At 60.2% G+C, this 18,999-nt stretch carries 17 protein-coding genes; 4 read left to right on the top strand and 13 right to left on the bottom strand.

The window, feature by feature from the left end:
* Positions 1-81: 81 nt before the first annotated feature.
* Together PSFL_RS26710 and PSFL_RS26705 are read right to left on the bottom strand one after the other, a co-directional pair.
* Complete coding sequence (locus PSFL_RS26710; protein WP_057437964.1) at positions 82-630, bottom strand: hypothetical protein; 549 nt, start codon at positions 628-630, stop codon at positions 82-84.
* A 135-nt stretch (positions 631-765) separates the two neighbouring features.
* Positions 766-1,533, bottom strand: coding sequence for a sulfite exporter TauE/SafE family protein (locus PSFL_RS26705; RefSeq protein WP_057437962.1), 768 nt, complete (start codon positions 1,531-1,533; stop codon positions 766-768).
* Between the two features lie 99 nt (positions 1,534-1,632).
* On the opposite strand from PSFL_RS26705, the gene PSFL_RS26700 reads away from it, so the two are divergent.
* The 4 genes from PSFL_RS26700 (at position 1,633) to leuA (ending at position 6,831) form a co-directional block, all read left to right on the top strand.
* Positions 1,633-2,523 carry a LysR family transcriptional regulator gene (locus tag PSFL_RS26700; RefSeq protein ID WP_169960780.1) on the top strand — a complete coding sequence of 297 codons (891 nt, stop codon included), beginning with the start codon at positions 1,633-1,635 and terminating at the stop codon, positions 2,521-2,523.
* Positions 2,524-2,553: 30 nt separating this feature from the next.
* Positions 2,554-3,933 (top strand): exodeoxyribonuclease VII large subunit, encoded by a 1,380-nt coding sequence (gene xseA / locus PSFL_RS26695; protein WP_057960563.1) that lies wholly within the window; start codon positions 2,554-2,556, stop codon positions 3,931-3,933.
* 3 nt (positions 3,934-3,936) lie between these two features.
* Positions 3,937-4,758, top strand: a complete 822-nt coding sequence (locus PSFL_RS26690) for a M23 family metallopeptidase (protein ID WP_128593883.1) — start codon at positions 3,937-3,939, stop codon at positions 4,756-4,758.
* Between the two features lie 393 nt (positions 4,759-5,151).
* Positions 5,152-6,831, top strand: a complete 1,680-nt coding sequence (leuA, locus tag PSFL_RS26685; protein WP_057960565.1) for a 2-isopropylmalate synthase — start codon at positions 5,152-5,154, stop codon at positions 6,829-6,831.
* A gap of 741 nt (positions 6,832-7,572) precedes the next feature.
* Here leuA and PSFL_RS26680 read toward each other — a convergent pair.
* The 11 genes from PSFL_RS26680 to ndk form a co-directional block, all read right to left on the bottom strand.
* On the bottom strand, positions 7,573-8,364 hold the full coding sequence (locus PSFL_RS26680; protein ID WP_169960778.1) for an amidohydrolase: 792 nt from the start codon (positions 8,362-8,364) through the stop codon (positions 7,573-7,575).
* Positions 8,352-9,500, bottom strand: coding sequence for a pyridoxal phosphate-dependent aminotransferase (locus tag PSFL_RS26675; protein WP_057960566.1), 1,149 nt, complete (start codon positions 9,498-9,500; stop codon positions 8,352-8,354). Before PSFL_RS26675 ends, PSFL_RS26680 begins: the two co-directional genes overlap by 13 nt.
* A 218-nt stretch (positions 9,501-9,718) precedes the next feature.
* A complete protein-coding gene (der, locus tag PSFL_RS26670) occupies positions 9,719-11,188 on the bottom strand; it encodes a ribosome biogenesis GTPase Der (protein WP_057437955.1) in 1,470 nt (489 codons plus the stop codon).
* 134 nt (positions 11,189-11,322) lie between these two features.
* Positions 11,323-12,474 carry an outer membrane protein assembly factor BamB gene (gene bamB, locus PSFL_RS26665; RefSeq protein ID WP_057437953.1) on the bottom strand — a complete coding sequence of 384 codons (1,152 nt, stop codon included), beginning with the start codon at positions 12,472-12,474 and terminating at the stop codon, positions 11,323-11,325.
* A complete protein-coding gene (locus tag PSFL_RS26660) occupies positions 12,467-13,108 on the bottom strand; it encodes a tetratricopeptide repeat protein (RefSeq protein ID WP_057437951.1) in 642 nt (213 codons plus the stop codon). The genes bamB and PSFL_RS26660 overlap by 8 nt, the downstream gene beginning before the upstream one ends.
* A 41-nt stretch (positions 13,109-13,149) precedes the next feature.
* Positions 13,150-14,439 carry a histidine--tRNA ligase gene (gene hisS, locus PSFL_RS26655; protein WP_057437949.1) on the bottom strand — a complete coding sequence of 430 codons (1,290 nt, stop codon included), beginning with the start codon at positions 14,437-14,439 and terminating at the stop codon, positions 13,150-13,152.
* A 23-nt stretch (positions 14,440-14,462) separates the two neighbouring features.
* Positions 14,463-15,572, bottom strand: a complete 1,110-nt coding sequence (ispG, locus tag PSFL_RS26650; protein WP_057437947.1) for a flavodoxin-dependent (E)-4-hydroxy-3-methylbut-2-enyl-diphosphate synthase — start codon at positions 15,570-15,572, stop codon at positions 14,463-14,465.
* Positions 15,573-15,574: 2 nt separating this feature from the next.
* Positions 15,575-16,570: a RodZ family helix-turn-helix domain-containing protein gene (locus PSFL_RS26645; protein ID WP_057437945.1), complete on the bottom strand. Its 996-nt coding sequence runs from the start codon at positions 16,568-16,570 to the stop codon at positions 15,575-15,577.
* Positions 16,570-17,328, bottom strand: a complete 759-nt coding sequence (gene pilW / locus PSFL_RS26640; protein WP_057437943.1) for a type IV pilus biogenesis/stability protein PilW — start codon at positions 17,326-17,328, stop codon at positions 16,570-16,572. The genes PSFL_RS26645 and pilW overlap by 1 nt, the downstream gene beginning before the upstream one ends.
* A 12-nt stretch (positions 17,329-17,340) precedes the next feature.
* Positions 17,341-18,489 carry a 23S rRNA (adenine(2503)-C(2))-methyltransferase RlmN gene (gene rlmN, locus PSFL_RS26635; RefSeq protein ID WP_057437941.1) on the bottom strand — a complete coding sequence of 383 codons (1,149 nt, stop codon included), beginning with the start codon at positions 18,487-18,489 and terminating at the stop codon, positions 17,341-17,343.
* Positions 18,490-18,517: 28 nt separating this feature from the next.
* Positions 18,518-18,943 carry a nucleoside-diphosphate kinase gene (ndk, locus tag PSFL_RS26630; protein WP_017846179.1) on the bottom strand — a complete coding sequence of 142 codons (426 nt, stop codon included), beginning with the start codon at positions 18,941-18,943 and terminating at the stop codon, positions 18,518-18,520.
* Between the last annotated feature and the right edge of the window lie 56 nt (positions 18,944-18,999).

The following is an 18,999-nucleotide window of genomic DNA, read 5'->3' as shown; positions in this document are numbered from 1 at the left end:
CAAACTTGGTAATACTGATAGATGGGGAATTTCCAGGCCCTGATCGTTCCCAGGCGGAGCGTGGGAATGATCGGGGCGCTCCTAGAGTTCGACTTTGACCCAGCTGATTTTCTGATCGAGCCAGTCGGCAAACTCGTCGATAAAGCTCTGCTTGAAACCCGCTTCCGCCCAGTTGTTGAAGATGAAGCCCAGGTTGGAGAAGCCGCATTCCTGCAGGAACAGAAACCCGTTGATGTCATCTTCATGCCCACACAACGGGCAGGTGAAGTTGTCGGTGTGGCCGGGCATCCAGTCTTCCAGGCTGTCGAACAGCGCCTCGCCGACTTCTTTAAGGCATTCCGGGCAGCCGGCTTCTTCGAGAAAGCCCTTGGCCGGAGTGTAGATGCAGCGTTTGTAGATGATTTCCAGGCCATTGACCGGCTCGTTGAACGGCAGCGCCTCGGGGTGCAGCACCACGGCGCGGGCACCGTCGGCCAGGGCGTAGCCCATGCGGTTGCCGGTGCGCCCGCAGGTGGTCAGTTCTTCCTTGATGATGTTCTTGCGCACCAGCCAGCGCACGATGGCCCGGGCGCGGGGTTCGTGGACGGGCAAGGTGGAGATTTTCGGGACAAGGATGCTTTGGGAATTCATGGGAGTCCTGCGGTGTGGCGTCTGACGCCATCGCGAGCAAGCCCGCTCCCACATTCGATTGCATTTCAATGTGGGAGCGGGCTTGCCCGCGATGAGGCCCTAGAGCCCGGCAGCTTAATCCCTGAAACCCACAGGTCAAGTACTCAAATACCGCCCAATCAAGGCAATGCCACTGGCCAGCACCAACCATGTCACCAAGCGCACAAACGCCTCACGGGACATGCGCAGGGTCAATCGCCGCCCCGCCCACAGCCCCAGGGCCATCGCCGGCAACAGGCACACCGCCAACATCAGCAACGGCAACTCGGCATACACCCCGGCGATCAAAAACAGACTCAGGCGCACCACGGTGCTCGCGCTGATCAGCGCGCTTTGGGTCGCCCGCGCGCCGTCCTTGGGCAGGCGGCTGTTCAGATAGATCGCATATAAAAAGCCGCCACTGCCAAACAACGCACCAAACAATCCGCCCACCACGCCCATGGGGACCGACCAGCCGGCAGCCAGGGCCGTGGGCTTGGCCCTTACCGCCAGGCTGTAGATGGCATAGGTGCTGATAAACAGGCCCATCAACAGCAGCAGCAGGTCCGAGTGCAGGTTGAGCAAGAAGATCACGCCGAGGGTGCAGCCAATCGCCATGCACGGCAGTAATCGCAACAGCTCCGGCTTGACCACATCCCGCCGCGATTGCAGCAGGTTGCCAAAGGCCGCGACGAAATCCAGCAGCACCAGCAGCGGGATGATCTTCGACAGCGGCATAAACATAATCAGGATCGGCCCGGCCACCAGCGCCGTGCCGAAGCCGGCGATGCCAAACACGATGTAGGCCAGGGCAATCCCCAGGCCGATTACCAACCAGTCCAGCGCCCCGAACGACCACTGCCCCATCAATTCAACCAGGCTCATGCAATATTCCTTGTCAGCGATGGCCCTCACTTTAGCCAAGCGGATGGGTTGCGACTAATATCTTCCAAGCCCCCCACCTATCTCGAAAAGGCATGACTCGTGATTTCCACCCGGCAACTGCGTTACTTCGTCGAAATCGCCGAGAGCGGCAGCTTCAGCGCCGCCGCCGAGCGCCTGTTTGTCGCGCAATCGGCCCTTAGCCGGCAGATCAAGGAGCTGGAAATTATCCTGCAAACCCCGCTGTTCGAGCGCACCGCCCGCCAACCCAGACTGACCGCCGCCGGCGAGGCGTTTTATCCACGGGCGCGCAACCTGCTGGGCGAGTTGCACAAGGCCAGTGAACTGGCGACCCAGGTCGGCCACGGCCAGCTCGGCACCCTGCGCCTGAGCCACTCCAGCACAGTGCCGATGAGTGGGCGGGTACTGCGCGGGATCAGCACCTGGCTGGAACAGTGCCCAGGGGTGTCGATGGATATCGTCAAACTGTCCTCCGAAGCGCAGTTGGAAGACATTGCCGATGGTCGCCTGGAGGTCGGCCTGCTGCGCCTGCCGGTACTGCGTCAGCGCGAAGGGGTGCGCATCGTGCCTTTATATAAGGAGCCACTGTTGCTGGCCGTGCCGCCAGCGCACCCTTTGGCCCAGCACACATCGGCCATTGAACTGGCACAGTTGAAGGACGAAGCGTTTATCTCGATCCCCCACCCGCAACGCGGGGGTCTGAGTTATCTGTCGGCCGAATTGTGCATGCGTGCCGGATTTTTCCCCAAGGCCGCACGGGTGATGTCGCGCAAGACCACCCAGTTGCAGCTGATCCAGGCGGGGTTTGGCATTGCCCTGCTGCCCGAGTCGATGCGCGATATTGCCCCAGCCAATATTCACTTCCTGCCCCTGGCCGACCCCGATTGCCACAGCACCGTGGCCCTGGCCTGCGCGCAGGCGCCGAGCGCGTTGGTGGCGCAGTTCTGTCAAACCTTGGGCGAATGCCTATAAACTGCCGCCCATGACTAAAGATCTCTTCCCATGATTAAAGACCCGTTTGCCCGCCTGGGCCTGGACCGCGAAGTCCTGACTGTCAGCCAGCTCAACGGCCGCGCGCGGGTGTTGCTGGAAGACGTGTTCACCAATATCTGGGTCGAAGGCGAGATCTCCAACCTCGCCCGCCCCGCCTCCGGCCATGTGTACTTCACACTCAAGGACAGCGGCGCACAGGTGCGTTGTGCACTGTTTCGCAACAATGCCGCACGGGTGCGTCAGGCACTGAAGGATGGCCTGGCGGTCAAGGTGCGGGGCAAGGTCTCGCTGTTCGAGGGCCGTGGCGACTATCAGTTGATCCTCGACACCGTGGAACCGGCCGGTGATGGCGCGTTGCGCCTGGCCTTCGACGCCTTGAAGGAAAAGCTCAGCGCCGAAGGCTTGTTCAGTGCCGAGCGCAAGGTGGCGCTACCGGCCCATCCACGCCGCATCGGGATTATCAGTTCGCCCACGGGCGCGGTGATTCGCGACATCATCAGTGTGTTCGGCCGCCGTGCGCCGAACGTGCAACTGACCCTGATCCCCACTGCCGTGCAAGGCCGCGAAGCCGTGGCGCAGATTGTCCGCGCCCTCAAGCTGGCGGATGCCCGTGGCTTCGACGCGCTGATCCTGGCCCGTGGCGGCGGCTCCCTGGAAGACCTCTGGTGCTTCAACGAAGAAGCCGTGGCGCGGGCCATTGATGCCTGTATCACGCCCATCGTCAGTGCGGTCGGCCATGAGACCGATGTGTCCATCAGTGACTTCGTGGCCGATGTGCGTGCGCCTACGCCGTCGGCGGCGGCTGAGTTGCTGGCGCCGGATGCGAGCAATCTGGTGCGCCAGGTCGAAAGCCTGCACCGGCGCCTGGTGATGCTGATGCGCAATCGCCTGACCCACGACCGCCTGCGCCTGGAAGGCATGGCCCGCCGCCTGCGTCACCCCGGTGAGCGCCTGCGCCAGCAGGCCCAGCGCCTGGATGACCTGGATATGCGCCTGCGCCGCGCGTTCGAGCGCAGCCTCAACACCCGCCGCGAACGCCTGATCCGCCTGGAAACGCGCCTGGCCGGGCAGCATCCGGGGCGGCAACTGGCTCTGCTGCGCCAGCGCCTGGACAGCCTCGCCGAGCGCCTGCCCCGGGCCATGCGCGAGGGCCTCAAGGCCCGTCGTCTGCAACTGCAAAGCCAGGTGCAGACGTTGCAGGTGGTCAGCCCGCTGGCGACCCTGGGCCGTGGCTACAGCATCCTGTTGGACGAGCGCGGCCAGGCGATTCGCAATGCCGCGCAAACCCACACCGGCCAACGCCTGACCGCGCGCCTCGGTGAAGGCCAATTGCAAGTGCGGGTGGAAGATAACCACCTGACACCCGTCACCCTTTCATTACTGGATTGATTGATGCCTCGTCTATTTAGCCTGCTGATGCTGCTGTGCCTCGCCTTCAATGCCCACGCCGACAGCTACATCACCCGCACCCTGAACAAGCCGGTACCCGGCGGTGTGGCCGTGGTCGACCTGGGCCCCGCCGCCGCCGCACCGAAAGCCACCTACCAGGGCAAACCGGTGCTGGTGGTCAAGGAACAGGACAACTGGCTGGCGATTGTCGGCATCCCATTGACGGTAAAGCCCGGTAACGAGCGCATCAGCAGCGGCGGGCGCACCCTGCCGTTTATCGTCGGTTTCAAGAAGTACCCGGAACAGCGCATCACCCTGAAGAACAAAAGCCAGGTCAACCCCGCTCCGGCGCAGCTCAAGCGCATCGAAGGCGAACTGGCCGTGCAACTCAAGGCTTACCGCAGCTTCAGCCCGAACCTGCCAAGCAACCTGGTGTTGGACAAACCAGTGAACGGCCCGCTGTCGAGCAAGTTCGGCGTGCGCCGCTTCTTCAACGGTGAAGAACGCAACCCGCACTCGGGCCTGGACTTCGCGGTGCCTGCCGGCACGCCGATCAAGACCCCGGCCAATGGCAAGGTGATTCTGGTGGGCAATTATTTCTTCAACGGCAATACGGTGTTTGTCGATCATGGCCAGGGCTTTATCAGCATGTTCTGCCATATGTCGAAGATTGACGTGAAGGTGGGCCAGCAATTGGTGCGTGGAACGGTGGTGGGCAAGGTCGGGGCGACGGGCCGGGCGACCGGGCCGCATATGCACTGGAATATCAGCTTGAATGATGCGCGGGTCGATCCGGCGATCTTTATTGGGGCGTTCCAGCCTTGATGTGATCGCTGGGCATACGGGCGTTATCGCGGTGCAACGATTCAACGTGCCCGCGATGACGCCAGCTCAATTCCACTGATTGCGCATCCCGAAACCCTCACGCAAACAAAACAAAGGCTTGAGCGTTTACCAACCATAAAATCTCGTTTCTTACAGAAATAGCAGAACTTCTCTCAATTTTTTTCGACTGCTTGCCATCTTTCACCCCGACGGTTAGGGTTGAGCTTATGAAAACCTCTCACACCCTCATTCAGCTCCGTCAGCACCGCAGCCTGTGCCTCGTCAGCGCACGACTGCCAGGCTGAATCGATCTGCCTCGTCCCCGGTTTGCATCCCTAATAAACGCTTTCTGGCAGGCCGCCTCTTCTCGGCCCTACAACAAGGATTCTTCTGATGAGCATGCTCAAAGACCCGTCTTCGAAATACCGCGCATTCCCGACCATTGATATCCCGGACCGCACCTGGCCGTCGAAGACCATCACCACCGCGCCGATCTGGTGCAGCTCCGACTTGCGCGACGGCAACCAGTCGCTGATCGAACCGATGGATGCGGTGAAAAAACTGCGCTTCTGGAAAACCCTGGTCGCGGTGGGCGTAAAGGAAATCGAAGCCTCGTTCCCGGCCGCTTCGCAGACCGACTTTGACTTCGTGCGCACCCTGATCGAAGACAACCACATCCCCGAGGACACCACCATCCAGGTGCTGACCCAGGGCCGTGAAGACTTGATCGCCCGCACCTTCGAATCCCTGCGCGGCGCCAAGAAAGCCATCGTGCACTTGTACAACGCCACCTCGCCGTCCTTCCGCCGTATTGTGTTCAACCAGGACAAGGACGGGATCAAGGCCATCGCGGTCGACGCGGCCAAGTTGTTCGTCAAGTACGCCGCCCAGCAGCCGGAAACCCAGTGGACCTTCGAATACTCCCCGGAGACCTTCAGCGCTACTGAACTGGAATTCGCCAAGGAAGTGTGTGACGCGGTGATCGAGGTGTGGAACCCGACGCCTGAGCACAAGATGATCCTCAACCTGCCGGCCACCGTGGAATGCGCCACGCCGAATATCTATGCCGACCAGATCGAGTGGTTCGGTCGCCATATCAACCGTCGTGACAGCGTGATCATCAGCCTGCACACCCACAACGACCGTGGCACCGGTGTCGCGGCTACCGAGTTGGGCCTGATGGCTGGCGCCGACCGTGTCGAAGGCTGCCTGTTCGGCAACGGCGAGCGTACCGGTAACGTTGACCTGGTCACTGTGGCGTTGAACCTCTACACCCAGGGTGTGGACCCTGAGCTGGACTTCTCCGACATCGACGGCGTGCGCAAAGTGGTCGAGGAATGCAACCAGATCCCGGTGCACCCACGTCACCCATATGTCGGCGACCTGGTCCACACCGCATTCTCCGGCTCCCACCAGGATGCGATCCGCAAGGGCTTCGCCCAGCAGAAACCGGATACCTTGTGGGAAGTGCCGTACCTGCCAATCGACCCGGCCGACATTGGCCGCAGCTACGAGGCGGTGATCCGCGTCAACAGCCAGTCGGGCAAGGGCGGCATCGCCTACCTGCTGGAGCAGGAATACGGCATCAGCTTGCCACGCCGCATGCAGATCGAGTTCAGCCAGGTGGTACAGGCCGAAACCGACCGCGTGGGCCTGGAAATGACCGCCGCGCAGATCCACGCGTTGTTGCAGCGTGAATACCTGCAAGCCAACACCCCGTACGCGTTGGTCAGCCATCGCCTGCAGGAAGAAAACGGCAACAGCTCGGTAGAAGTCGAAGTCTCCGGCAAGGGCCAGGGCGAAACCAACCTGCGCTGGCACGGCAAGGGCAATGGCGCACTGGAAGCACTGGTGGCCGGCCTGCCGATTGGGGTCGAGATCATGGACTACAACGAACATGCGATCGGCGCGGGGACCAACGCCAAGGCCGCGGCTTACATCGAGCTGCGCGTGAACGGCGAACGTCCGGTGCATGGCGTGGGGATTGATGAAAACATCACCACCGCCAGCTTCAAAGCGGTGTTCAGCGCCCTGAACCGCTCGTTGAGCCAGCTGGAAGCGAAAGCAGCGTAACTGACCGCTGAAAAGCCAAAGGCCCCTGGATGCGAATCCAGGGGCCTTTTTAGTTTGGGGTTGTGGTGGTGCTGATGGCCTCATCGCGGCATAGGTATCTACACAACTCTTTTATCTAGTGCTTATTGGGTTTGTGTACATATCCGTTGCTGCGGTCATGGCCACTTAGGGTTCCGCCCTTACGGCGGCTCACTTTGGAGAAGCCCCAAAGTAAGCAAAGCGCTCTTGCCCCACCACTCGGTGCCGGGGTGCCCACTGCGCAATACCTGCCTGCGACCATCGTGGTTTAACGGGGCGCCTAAGATCAAAAGCCAGATCAAAAGCAGAACAACAGCGACAGCAACAGCAAAGCCGGGGCGCGAAGCTGCATTCCCCCTTGTGGGAGCTGGCTTGCCTGCGAAGGCGGTGTATCAGCCAATACATTTATCGACTGATACACCGCCTTCGCAGGCAAGCCAGCTCCCACAGGTATGTGCGTACATCTCGACGATCAGGTCGGCTGTCAGGCCGCCTCGCTTTGCTTTTGATCTTAGGCGCCCCGTTAAACCACGCTGGCCGTCAGGGCGGAACCCTAAGTGGCCATAACCGCACCAACGGATATGTACACAAACCTAAGAATCACTAAAAAAATCTGTAGATACCTATCCTCATCGCGGGCAAGCCCGCTCCCACATTTGGAATGCATTCCCCTGTGGGAGCGGGCTTGCCCGCGATAGCTATCCCACTGACAACGGGCCCCAGTCAGACAAACTGAAAACTATCGGCATCCAGATTCGCCGGAAACCGCGTGCGATAGTCCGCCAATTGCGCCGCGTCCAGGCACACCTGGAACACCCCGTCCGCCTCCCCTGCGCTCAGCAGGCTTTCGCCCTGAAAGTCCAGGACCTGGCTGTCACCGGTGTAGGCAAAGCCCTTGCCATCCGTACCCACTCGGTTCACGGCCGCCACATAACACAGGTTTTCGATGGCTCGAGCCGGCAACAGGCGGTTCCAGTGCTGACGCCGTGCCCCCGGCCAGTTGGCGGTATACAGCAGCAGGTCAGTGTCCTGGGCATCACGGCTCCACACCGGGAAGCGCAGGTCATAGCAGATCAGCGGGCGAACCCGCCAACCCTTGAGCTCGAACTGCACCTGGCGCTCGCCGGGGGTGTAGTGATTGTGTTCACCGGCCATGCGAAACAGGTGGCGCTTGTCGTAGTGCAACACCTCGCCATCGGGCCGCGCCCACAACAGGCGGTTGCGGTGGCTGCCGTCAGCGGCCTGGATGATCACGCTGCCGGTAATCACCGCGTTGTACTTCCGGGCCTGGGTCTTGAGCCATTCATGGGTCGGGCCGTTTTCGGCTTCGGCCAGCAATTGGGACTCCATGGAAAAGCCGGTGGTGAACATTTCCGGCAGCACGATCAGGTCGGCGCCCCTGGCCTGCTCCAGCAGCAGCTCGAAATGCTCCAGGTTGGCCTGGCGGTCATGCCAGGCCAGGGTGGTCTGCACCAGTGCAATGTTCAGGTCAGGTAAAGCACTCAGATCACGCATAGTTTCTCGGCTGCTTGACGCAGCGTCTCCTCGCGTTTGGCAAAGCACAGGCGCACCAGGCGCTGGCCTTGGGGTGGGGTCCGATAGAACACCGAGACCGGAATTGTCGCCACGCCATGCTCGCGGGTCATCCACAGCGACATGGCCACGTCATCCAGGTCCGGGCGAATCTGTGAGTAATCCACCAGTTGAAAGTAAGTACCGGCCACCCGCGTGAAACTGAAACGCGAGGGGGCCAGCAGATCGCAGAACAGGTCACGTTTGGCCTGGTAGAAAGCGGGCAGTTCCTCGACATGCTCCGGGTGTTCGGCCATAAAGTCGGCCAGGGCGTACTGCAATGGGGTTACACCGCAGAAACTGACGTATTGATGCACCTTGCGCAGCTCCGCACTCAAGGCCGCTGGCGCCACCACGTAGCCGGTCTTCCAGCCGGTGACGTGGTAGGTCTTGCCAAAGGAACTGACCACGAACGCGCGCTGATACAGCTCTTCATGGGCCAGGACGCTGACGTGGGGTACGCCATCGAATACCAGGTGCTCGTAGACCTCATCGCTGACCAGATAGATATCGCGATCGCGGATCAGCTCGGCCAATTGGTCGAGCTCGGCGCGAGTGATCAGGGCACCACTGGGATTGTGCGGGGTGTTGAGGATGATCATGCGTGTACGCGGGGTCAGCGCGGCCTTGATCTGTTCGAAATCCAGGCTGAAATCCGCCAGCCCCAGTTGCACATGCACACAACGCCCTCCAGCCAGCTCCACCGAAGGCTCGTAGCTGTCGTAGCACGGGTCAAAGACAATCACCTCGTCACCACTGCGGATCACTGCCTGGATCGCACAGAAGATCGCCTGGGTGGCGCCGGGGGTGATGGTCACTTCGCTGTCGGGATTGACCGACACGCCATAGCTGCGAGCGATCTTGGCTGCCACTTGCTGACGCAGGGCCGGCAGGCCGGTCATCGGCGCGTATTGGTTATGACCACTGGCAACGTGTTTGCCCACCGCGTCGAGCAAGGCCTGGGGACCATTGAAATCAGGAAAACCCTGGGACAGGTTCAACGCGCCGGTTTCTGCAGCGAGTTGCGACATGGTGGTGAAAATGGTGGTGCCGACGTTCGGCAACTTGCTGGTGATCATGCGGTGGGCCCCTGGCGGTGAGTTACAAGTTGTAAGCTGCATGCGCCGAGGGGTCAATCGTGAGGCACAAAAAAGGGCTCATTCAGAGCCCTTTTTGGGTAACGCCTAACGTCTGTAGGAACTGGCTTGCCTGGGATGGCGCTGGGTCAGTCAGCAGGTTGGTGTCTGATCTATCGCTATCGCGGGCAAGCCCGCTCCCACACAAGCCCGCTCCACTGTCAGCGGCGGTCTTTACGCTTTTTGTCAGCCTTTTTGTTGTGGCTCATCAAGCGACGTTTCTTGTTCACTTGGCGGTCAGTCAGGCTGTTCTTGTTACCTTCGTACGGGTTCTCGCCACCTTTGAACTCGATGCGGATCGGTGTGCCGACCAGCTTCAAGACACGGCGGTAAGTGTTTTCCAGGTAACGCACGTAGGACTTGGGCACCTTCTCGATCTGGTTACCGTGGATCACGATAATCGGCGGGTTGGCACCACCCAAGTGGGCGTAACGCAGCTTGATCCGGCGGTTGTTGACCATCGGTGGCGCGTGTTCGCCCACCGCGTCTTCAAGGATCTGGGTCAGGCGGTTGGTCGGCCAGCGGGTGACCGCCGACTTGAACGAGTTCTGTACCGAAGCGTAGAGGTTGCCCACGCCAGTACCGTGCAGCGCCGAGATAAAGTGGATATCGGCGAAGTCGACGAAGAACAACCGGCGTTGCAACTCGACCTTGACGAAGTCACGCTCGCTTGGGGTCATGCCGTCCCATTTGTTGATCGCGATCACCAACGCCCGACCAGCCTCCAGGGCAAAGCCCAGCAGGTTGAGGTCGTGGTCGACCACGCCTTCGCGGGCGTCCATGACGAAGATCACCACGTTGGCGTCTTTGATCGCCTGCAGGGTTTTGACCACCGAGAACTTTTCAACTTCCTCGTGGATCTTGCCGCGCTTGCGCACACCGGCGGTATCGATCAGCGTGTACTTCTCGTCGTTACGCTCGAACGGGATGTAGATGCTGTCGCGGGTGGTGCCGGGCTGGTCGTAGACGATTACCCGGTCTTCACCGAGCATGCGATTGACCAGGGTCGATTTGCCCACGTTGGGGCGGCCGATGATAGCGATCTTGATCCCGTCTTTTTCACTCGGGCCAGGAATGCGCTTGGCTTCCTCACCTTCGGCGACGATCTCTTCTTCGCCTTCAACTTCTTCGGCGTCATCCTTGGGGAAGTCGCGCAGGGCGATTTCCAGCATCTGGGTGATACCGCGACCGTGGGCACCGGCGACAGGAATCGCGTCACCCAGGCCCATCGGGCTGAATTCGGCACGGGCCGCTTCAGGATCGATGTTGTCGATCTTGTTGGCGATCAAATAGGAGCGCTTGTTACGTTTGCGCAAGTGCTCGCCGATCATCTGGTCGGCGGCGGTGTAGCCCGCACGGGCGTCCACCAGGAACAACACGACATCAGCTTCTTCAATGGCCAGCAGCGACTGCTCGGCCATCTTTTCGTCCATGCCATGCTCGTCACCGGAGATACCACCGGTGTCGACAATAATATAGGAGCGCCCTTGCCACTTTGCCTCACCGTATTGGCGATCACGGGTCAGACCGGACAAGTCGCCGACGATGGCGTCGCGAGTCCTGGTCAGGCGGTTGAACAAGGTGGACTTGCCGACGTTAGGTCGGCCCACCAGGGCGATTACGGGAACCATGCGGCTCTCCACTGCGTTATTTCAGAAAATACAAAAGCCGCTGCAAGGCAGCGGCTGGTGCTCGGGGCAACACCCGAAGGTGTCGCATGCCCTGCCGAAGCAGGGCCGCCTGGGGGTTACCCCAAGCATAGTTCTTACTTGATGGTCAGGGCTTCCAGCTTGCCGCTGTTACCAAACACATAAAGCATGTTGCCTACTACCAGCGGACGCGCACGCAGGCCGTCGCTGTCGATACGTTCACGGCCGACAAAGCGACCATCTACCTGGCTCAGCAGGTGCAGGTAACCTTCCAGGTCGCCTACCGCTACATAGCTGGAGAACACTTCCGGAGCCGACAGTTGACGGCGAGCCAGCGAGTCATTGCTCCACAGGGCTGTGGTGGAACGCTCATCGACGCTTTCAACGGTGCCCGATGCCAGGCTCACGTAGACGCTACCAAAACCTTGGGCGACACCGGCGTAGCTGGAGGCATCACGCTGCCAGAGGACGCGGCCGCTTTGCAGGTCCAGCGCCGCGACACGGCCCTGGTAAGTGGCGACGTACAGGGTTTCACCCGACAGCAGCAAGCCGCCGTCGATGTCCACCACACGGTCCAGCTCGGAACGACCTTGCGGAATGGCGACCCGCGATTCCCAGGCTGGCACGCCGTTCTGGGTATCCAGGGCGACCACTTTACCGGTCGAAAGACCTGCCAGCGCCAGGTTATTGGTCACAACCGGACCACTGGTACCGCGCAACGTCAACACCGCAGGGGTGCTGTCGTACAGCCAGCGCTGCTCACCGGTGTTGGCGTCAAGACCGATGACACGGTCATCCTGGGTCTGCACCACGACGATATCGCCGTTGGTGGCAGGCGGTGCGAGGACTTCACTGGTCACGCGAGCGCGCCATTTCTCTTCACCGGTGCTCGAATCCAGGGCCACGACTTCGCCTTTCAGCGTGCCGATCATCACCATGCCGTAACCCACGCCGACGGCGCCGGAAACAGGCAGCTCGAGGTCTTTCTTCCACTTGACGTCGCCGTTCATGCGATCCATGGAGATCACCACGCCGGTCACGTCAGCGGCCACAATGTTGTCACCGTCGATTGCCGGTACCAACATGTTGTAGGTGTCGCCCTGGCCGTCACCGATAGAGCGGCTCCACTGCTTTTGCAGGACCACTTCTTCCTTGAAGCTGGTCAGCTCGGCCGGAGGCAGTTCTTTTTTGCTGTTGCTGCTGCAACCCGCGGCCAAAACGGCCAGAGCCAGCAATGCTGCATGTTTCCAACGGATCACGTCACGCATCCCCTTTGGCCAAGTCGTCCAGCTTGATTTGTAAACCACCGACCGCTGCTTCATCAGACAGCGCAGCCTTGGCTTTTTGGTACGCAGCATTGGCTTCGTCGGTACGACCCAATTGGACCAGCAGGTCGCCCTTGAGCTCTTCGCGAGTGGCTACAAATGCCTTGTCAGCATCGCCGTCGAGCAGTTTCAGTGCTTCGTCGGCCTTGTTCTGTGCGGCCAGGACCTGGGCCAGGCGCTGACGTGCGATTTCACCCAGGGTCGGGTTGCTCGGCTTGTCGGCGATGGCTTTGAGCTCGGAGGCTGCATCATCCAGCTTGCCGGTATCGACCGCGACTTTCGCGACGAACAGGCTACCGTATTGGGCGTAGGTGCTACCGCCAAATTCGTTTTTCAGCTTGCCGGCCAGGTCCGCCACTTGGGCAGGATCAGGCTTGCCAGTAGGCGTCAGCGTGGTTTCCAGCAATTGCTGATAGAGCATCGAGGCGCCTTGCGACTGATTGCCCTGATACTTCTGGAACGCCTGCCAACCGAACACCACCACCAGCGCCAGCAGGCCGCCAGTTACCAGGGGTTTGCCGTTACGCTGCCACCAGTCTTTGAACTCGGCCAGCTGATCATCTTCAGTACTCGACACCCCAATACTCCTTAATCGCTAAATTCGGCTGTTTGACAGCTTCAACCCTGCACGATGCAGGTGGCCAAGTGCGCGGCAAGCGCATCAAAGGCAATGCTTTGTTGTTCGCCCTGGCCACGCAGGGGTTTGACACTTACCACTTGCTGGGCCAGTTCATCGTCGCCCAGGATCAGCGCGTACAACGCGCCGCTCTTGTCGGCTTTCTTGAATTGGCTCTTGAAGCTGCCAGCGCCGGCATTGACCTGCAGGCGCAGGTTCGGCAGTTGGTCGCGCAACTGTTCGCTCAAGGCCAGGCCAGCCAGTTCGGCTGCCTCGCCAAAGGCGCACAGGTACACGTCCACCTGACGGGAAATTTCTTCAGGGATCTGCTCCAGGGTTTCCAGCAGCAGGATCAGCCGCTCGATGCCCATGGCAAAACCCACGCCCGTGGTCGGCTTGCCACCCATCTGCTCGACCAGGCCGTCGTAACGACCACCGGCACACACGGTGCCCTGGGCGCCGAGCTTGTCAGTGACCCACTCAAACACGGTCTTGCTGTAGTAATCGAGGCCGCGCACCAACTTGGGGTTGATCACGTAGGGAATCCCGGCCGCATCCAGGCGTGCCTTGAGGCCCTCGAAGTGCGTGCGGGACTCGTCGTCCAGGTAGTCGGCCATTTTCGGCGCGTCGACCAGCACAGCCTGGGTCTCGGCGTTCTTGGTATCAAGGACGCGCAATGGGTTGGTCTTCAGGCGACGCTGGCTGTCTTCATCGAGCTTGTCCAGGTGAGCGGACAGGTACTCGACCAGGGCTTCACGGTAACGGCCACGGGACTCGCTGGTGCCCAGGCTGTTGAGCTCGAGCTTGACCGCGTCGCGGATGCCCAGTTGGCCCCACAGGCGCCAGGTCAGCACGATCAGCTCGGCGTCGATATCCGGGCCATCAAGGTTGAAGACTTCGCAACCGATCTGGTGAAACTGGCGATAACGGCCTTTTTGTGGGCGCTCGTGGCGGAACATCGGGCCGATGTACCACAGTTTCTGGGTCTGGCCACCACCGGTGATGCCATGCTCGAGCACAGCGCGCACGCACGCGGCGGTACCTTCCGGACGCAAGGTCAGGGAGTCGCCGTTGCGATCTTCGAAGGTGTACATCTCTTTTTCGACGATGTCAGTCACTTCACCGATGGAGCGCTTGAACAGCTCGGTGAACTCGACGATTGGCATGCGGATCTGCTTGTAACCGTAGTTATCCAGCAGGCGCGCGACCGTGCTCTCGAAATAGCGCCACAGGGGCGTCTGTTCGGGCAGGATGTCGTTCATGCCACGAATGGCTTGCAGAGACTTGCTCACATCAAATCCTTAAATTCGTTCGATCAGCCGCGAGCGATCAGCGCTGCGTCAGAGGCGACCTTCTCGGCCGCTTTCTCGCGGATCAGCCGTTCCAACTGATCCACCAGATTATCATTCGTCAATTTCTGCGACGGCTTGCCGTCGATGTAAATCAGGTTCGGGGTACCGCCGGTCAGGCCTACGTGCGCCTCCTTGGCCTCACCCGGCCCGTTGACCACACAGCCGATCACCGCAACATCCAGCGGTACCAGCAGGTCTTCCAGGCGTACTTCCAACTCGTTCATGGTTTTCACCACGTCGAAGTTCTGCCGCGAGCAACTCGGGCAGGCAATAAAATTGATGCCACGGGAGCGTAAATGCAGGGATTTGAGAATGTCGTAGCCGACTTTCACTTCCTCTACCGGGTCCGCCGCCAGGGAGATACGAATGGTATCGCCAATCCCGTCGGCCAGCAGCATACCGAGACCCACCGCAGATTTCACTGTGCCTGAACGCAAACCACCGGCTTCGGTGATGCCCAGGTGCAATGGCTGCACGATTTCCTTGGCCAGCAGGCGGTAGGCTTCTACCGCCATGAACACATCGGAAGCCTTTACGCTGACCTTGAAATCCTGGAAGTTCAGGCGTTCAAGGTGCTCGACATGGCGCAGTGCCGACTCGACCAGGGCTGCCGGGGTAGGCTCGCCGTATTTCTTCTGCAGGTCTTTTTCCAGGGAGCCAGCGTTGACACCGATGCGGATCGGGATCCCGCGGTCACGGGCTGCGTCGACCACGGCACGCACGCGGTCTTCGCGACCGATGTTGCCCGGGTTGATCCGCAGGCAGTCGACGCCCAGTTCGGCCACGCGCAACGCGATCTTGTAGTCGAAGTGGATATCGGCGACCAACGGTACCTTGACCAATTGCTTGATGCGGCCGAAGGCTTCGGCAGCGTCCATATCCGGCACGGAAACCCGCACGATATCGACGCCAGCGGCTTCCAGGCGGTTGATCTGGGCCACGGTGGCCGCTACGTCATTGGTGTCGCTGTTGGTCATGCTCTGCACGGCGATGGGGGCATCACCACCCACCGGTACGGAGCCGACCCAGATCTTGCGCGATACGCGACGTTTGATTGGAGATTCGCCGTGCATGACTATTGTCCCAACTTCAGGCGAGCGGTCTCGCCACTGGTGAACGGCGCCACGTCTACAGGCTGGCCGTTATAGGCCACTTGCGCGCCACGGGCAAAGCCCAGACGCAGCGTCAAAGGAGGCTTGCCGACCTGCTCAAGCGTATCTCCCTTACGCTTCAAAGCACTGAACAGGACTTTGCCATTGCCATCGGTGACTTGTGTCCAGCAGTCAGCGACGTAGGTAATGTGGAGACGGCCATCCCCCGCCACGCCGGCAGGCGCCTGGGCGGCAGGTGCAGCGACTGTTGGTGCGACTGGCGCGGCCGGAGCCTGGGCCGGGACAACAGGCGTCTGGACCGTGGCGGCCGGGGCCTGGGTCACGGGAGCCGTTGGAGCCGGTGCAACGGCGGCCGGAGCTGGCTCACCGCTGGCTTCGGCAGGCTGCTGGCCCGCTTGCAGCTCAAGATTGGTTTCAGGGGCCGCCTGGCCCTGGACGACAGCCTGGTCTTCCGGTTCGTCCAAGGGGTGAATCTGGGTGGTACCGTCAGCGCTTTCGACTTCGACGTGTTCCAGGGCGTTGCTGATCAGATCCTTGCTGCGCAGCGAGGTCTGGTCCTGCCACCAGATAAAACCACCACCGATCACCGCAATCAGCAATAACAGGCTGACAATTCGCAAAATAGTATGGGAAACCCGCACCGGCTCTTCAATACGACCGAGACCGTGTACGTTACTGCCCTGGGAATCCGTACCGGTGAACTGGTCGAATTGCTGGACCAAGATGGCCTGGTCCGTGCCCAGCAGCTTGGCATAGGCGCGGATATAACCACGGGCGAAGGTATGCCCTGGCAGTTTGTCGAACGCGCCGTTTTCCAGGTTACCCAGGGAAGTGGTGGTCAAATTGAGCTTGAGGGCCACTTCTTCCAGCGACCAACCATTGCTTTCGCGGGCCTGACGCAAGGTCTCGCCTGGGTTTACGCGATTAGCGGCTACAACTTCCGGGTGCGCGGCTTTCATCATTGCTCCGACAGGTATTGCTGATATTCCGGGGTACCGGGATAGAGTCGTTCTAATTGCTGACCAAAACGTGCGGCCTTGTCGCGTTCTTCATGAACCGTGGCGAGGCGCACACCAAGCAATAGACTACGTGCATTTTGCCCACTGAGCAGGCTAAAACGCTCGTAATAGTCACGTGCCGGCACATAATGCCTGTCTTCAAACGACAACTGGGCCATTTCGAGCAAGGCCCGTGGCTGGCGCTGATTCAGGTGCAGGGCTTTTTCCAGTTGCTGGCGGGCATCTTCACGCTGGCCGAGACGCACGGAGGTCACTCCCAGGTTCTCGAAAACCCGCGAACGTTCAGGATATAGGGTATCAGTGGCTGCTTGCTGGAAATAACCGGACGCTTGCTTATAACGCTCCTGCTGAAACAGGAAGCTGCCGTAGTTGTTGAGCAGGCGTGGATCATGGGGGCGAACAGCCAGGGCCTTGCGGTAATACTGGTCGGCCAACTCGGGCTCGGCCTGGGCCTGGAACACCAGGGCCAACGCCGCATTCGCGTCGGCATCATGGTTGTCGAGGGCCAGGGCCATTTGCAGCGGCACCTTGGCCTGCTCGCTCAGGCCCTGGCGCAGGTATCCCAGCCCCAACTGCACATAGGCAGCACGCGCTTCGTCACGGCCCTTGCCGGTTTGCAACGGACTATCAGAGCCCGATGAAACACAGCCAACCGACAGGCTGGCAACAAGCAACAGCAGCGCAAGGCGCAAGGGCATAGAGATCCTCTCTCAGGTTCGTGTCGCGGCGTTCTGCGCCAGATCGCTGTCGGCGCTCAATTCGCGCACTGCGATGTAACGCTCGCTACGACGGGTGCGATCCAGCACCTGTCCTACCAATTGGCCACAAGCGGCGTCGATGTCCTCACCACGGGTGGTGCGCACAGTGACATTGAAGCCAGCCTGGTGCAGTTGATCCTGGAAACGACGGATGGCGTTGTTGCTCGGCCGCTCGTAGCCAGAATGGGGAAACGGGTTGAACGGAATCAGGTTGATCTTGCACGGGGTGTTCTTGAGCAACTCGATCATCTCGACCGCGTGTTCAACCTTGTCATTGATATCTTTGAGCAAGGTGTACTCGATGGTCAGGACGCGCTTTTCGCCCAGGGACGACATATAACGCTGGCAAGATTCGAGGAGCATCTTAAGCGGATACTTCTTGTTGATCGGCACCAATTGGTTACGCAATGCGTCATTGGGTGCGTGCAGCGACAACGCCAGGGAGACGTCGATGTGCTTGGACAGCTCATCAATCATCGGCACCACGCCGGAGGTCGACAGGGTCACACGGCGCTTGGAGATGCCGTAGCCCAGGTCGTCCATCATCAGGTGCATGGCCGCAACCACGTTGTCGAAGTTCAGCAGCGGCTCACCCATGCCCATCATCACCACGTTGGTGATGGCACGGTCGACGGTCGCCGGGACGCTGCCAAAGGATTTGTTGGCAATCCACACCTGGCCAATGACTTCGGCGGCGGTGAGGTTGCTATTGAAGCCTTGCTTGCCGGTGGAGCAGAAACTGCAATCCAGGGCACAGCCTGCCTGGGACGAAACGCACAAGGTGCCACGTTTGCCCTGGGGAATGTAGACGGTCTCGACGCAGCTGCCGGACGCCACGCGCACCACCCACTTACGGGTGCCGTCGCTGGAGATGTCCTCGCTGACCACTTCAGGACCACGGACCTCAGCAATCGCCTTGAGCTTGTCGCGCAGGGCCTTGCTGACGTTCGTCATGGCGTCGAAATCGTCGACGCCAAAGTGGTGAATCCACTTCATTACCTGACCGGCACGGAAACGCTTCTCCCCGATTGAGTCGAAGAATTTTTCCATTTCCTGTTGAGTCAGACCCAGCAGGTTGGTTTTTACAGTCGATGTAGTCATGGATTCACCTTCACTCTTAAGCCAATGCTTAGCGAGTGGTTACTTCAGTAGCTGCGAAGAAGTACGAAATTTCGCGAGCAGCAGCGGCTTCGGAGTCCGAACCGTGTACAGCGTTGGCGTCGATGGAATCAGCGAAGTCAGCACGGATAGTGCCGGCAGCTGCTTCTTTAGGGTTGGTAGCGCCCATCAGCTCACGGTTCAGAGCGATAGCGTTTTCGCCTTCCAGAACCTGAACAACAACAGGACCGGAGATCATGAAGGCAACCAGGTCACCGAAGAAACCACGAGCGCTGTGCTCAGCGTAGAAGCCTTCAGCTTCAGCCTTGGACAGTTGCTTGAGTTTCGAAGCTACAACCTTCAGGCCGGCTTTTTCGAAACGAGTGGTGATCTCGCCGATGACGTTTTTTGCAACAGCGTCAGGCTTGATGATGGAGAAAGTACGTTGAACAGCCATGGTGTAACTCCAGAAACGGTAATTTGCGAAAAATTAAACCCGCGAATTATACGCGG

Source organism: Pseudomonas sp. DD1 (assembly GCF_044510355.1).
Classification (GTDB): domain Bacteria; phylum Pseudomonadota; class Gammaproteobacteria; order Pseudomonadales; family Pseudomonadaceae; genus Aquipseudomonas; species Aquipseudomonas shahriarae.
This window is presented reverse-complemented; position numbering and strand designations above follow the sequence as displayed.

Coding starts and splice junctions, on each gene's coding strand:
- PSFL_RS26710 (WP_057437964.1), bottom strand. CDS start 630: ATGAATTCCCAAAGCATCCTTGTCCCGAAAATCTCCACCTTGCCCGTC.
- PSFL_RS26705 (WP_057437962.1), bottom strand. CDS start 1,533: ATGAGCCTGGTTGAATTGATGGGGCAGTGGTCGTTCGGGGCGCTGGAC.
- xseA (WP_057960563.1), top strand. CDS start 2,554: ATGATTAAAGACCCGTTTGCCCGCCTGGGCCTGGACCGCGAAGTCCTG.
- PSFL_RS26690 (WP_128593883.1), top strand. CDS start 3,937: ATGCCTCGTCTATTTAGCCTGCTGATGCTGCTGTGCCTCGCCTTCAAT.
- leuA (WP_057960565.1), top strand. CDS start 5,152: ATGAGCATGCTCAAAGACCCGTCTTCGAAATACCGCGCATTCCCGACC.
- PSFL_RS26680 (WP_169960778.1), bottom strand. CDS start 8,364: ATGCGTGATCTGAGTGCTTTACCTGACCTGAACATTGCACTGGTGCAG.
- PSFL_RS26675 (WP_057960566.1), bottom strand. CDS start 9,500: ATGATCACCAGCAAGTTGCCGAACGTCGGCACCACCATTTTCACCACC.
- der (WP_057437955.1), bottom strand. CDS start 11,188: ATGGTTCCCGTAATCGCCCTGGTGGGCCGACCTAACGTCGGCAAGTCC.
- bamB (WP_057437953.1), bottom strand. CDS start 12,474: ATGCGTGACGTGATCCGTTGGAAACATGCAGCATTGCTGGCTCTGGCC.
- ispG (WP_057437947.1), bottom strand. CDS start 15,572: ATGCACGGCGAATCTCCAATCAAACGTCGCGTATCGCGCAAGATCTGG.
- PSFL_RS26645 (WP_057437945.1), bottom strand. CDS start 16,570: ATGAAAGCCGCGCACCCGGAAGTTGTAGCCGCTAATCGCGTAAACCCA.
- pilW (WP_057437943.1), bottom strand. CDS start 17,328: ATGCCCTTGCGCCTTGCGCTGCTGTTGCTTGTTGCCAGCCTGTCGGTT.
- rlmN (WP_057437941.1), bottom strand. CDS start 18,489: ATGACTACATCGACTGTAAAAACCAACCTGCTGGGTCTGACTCAACAG.
- ndk (WP_017846179.1), bottom strand. CDS start 18,943: ATGGCTGTTCAACGTACTTTCTCCATCATCAAGCCTGACGCTGTTGCA.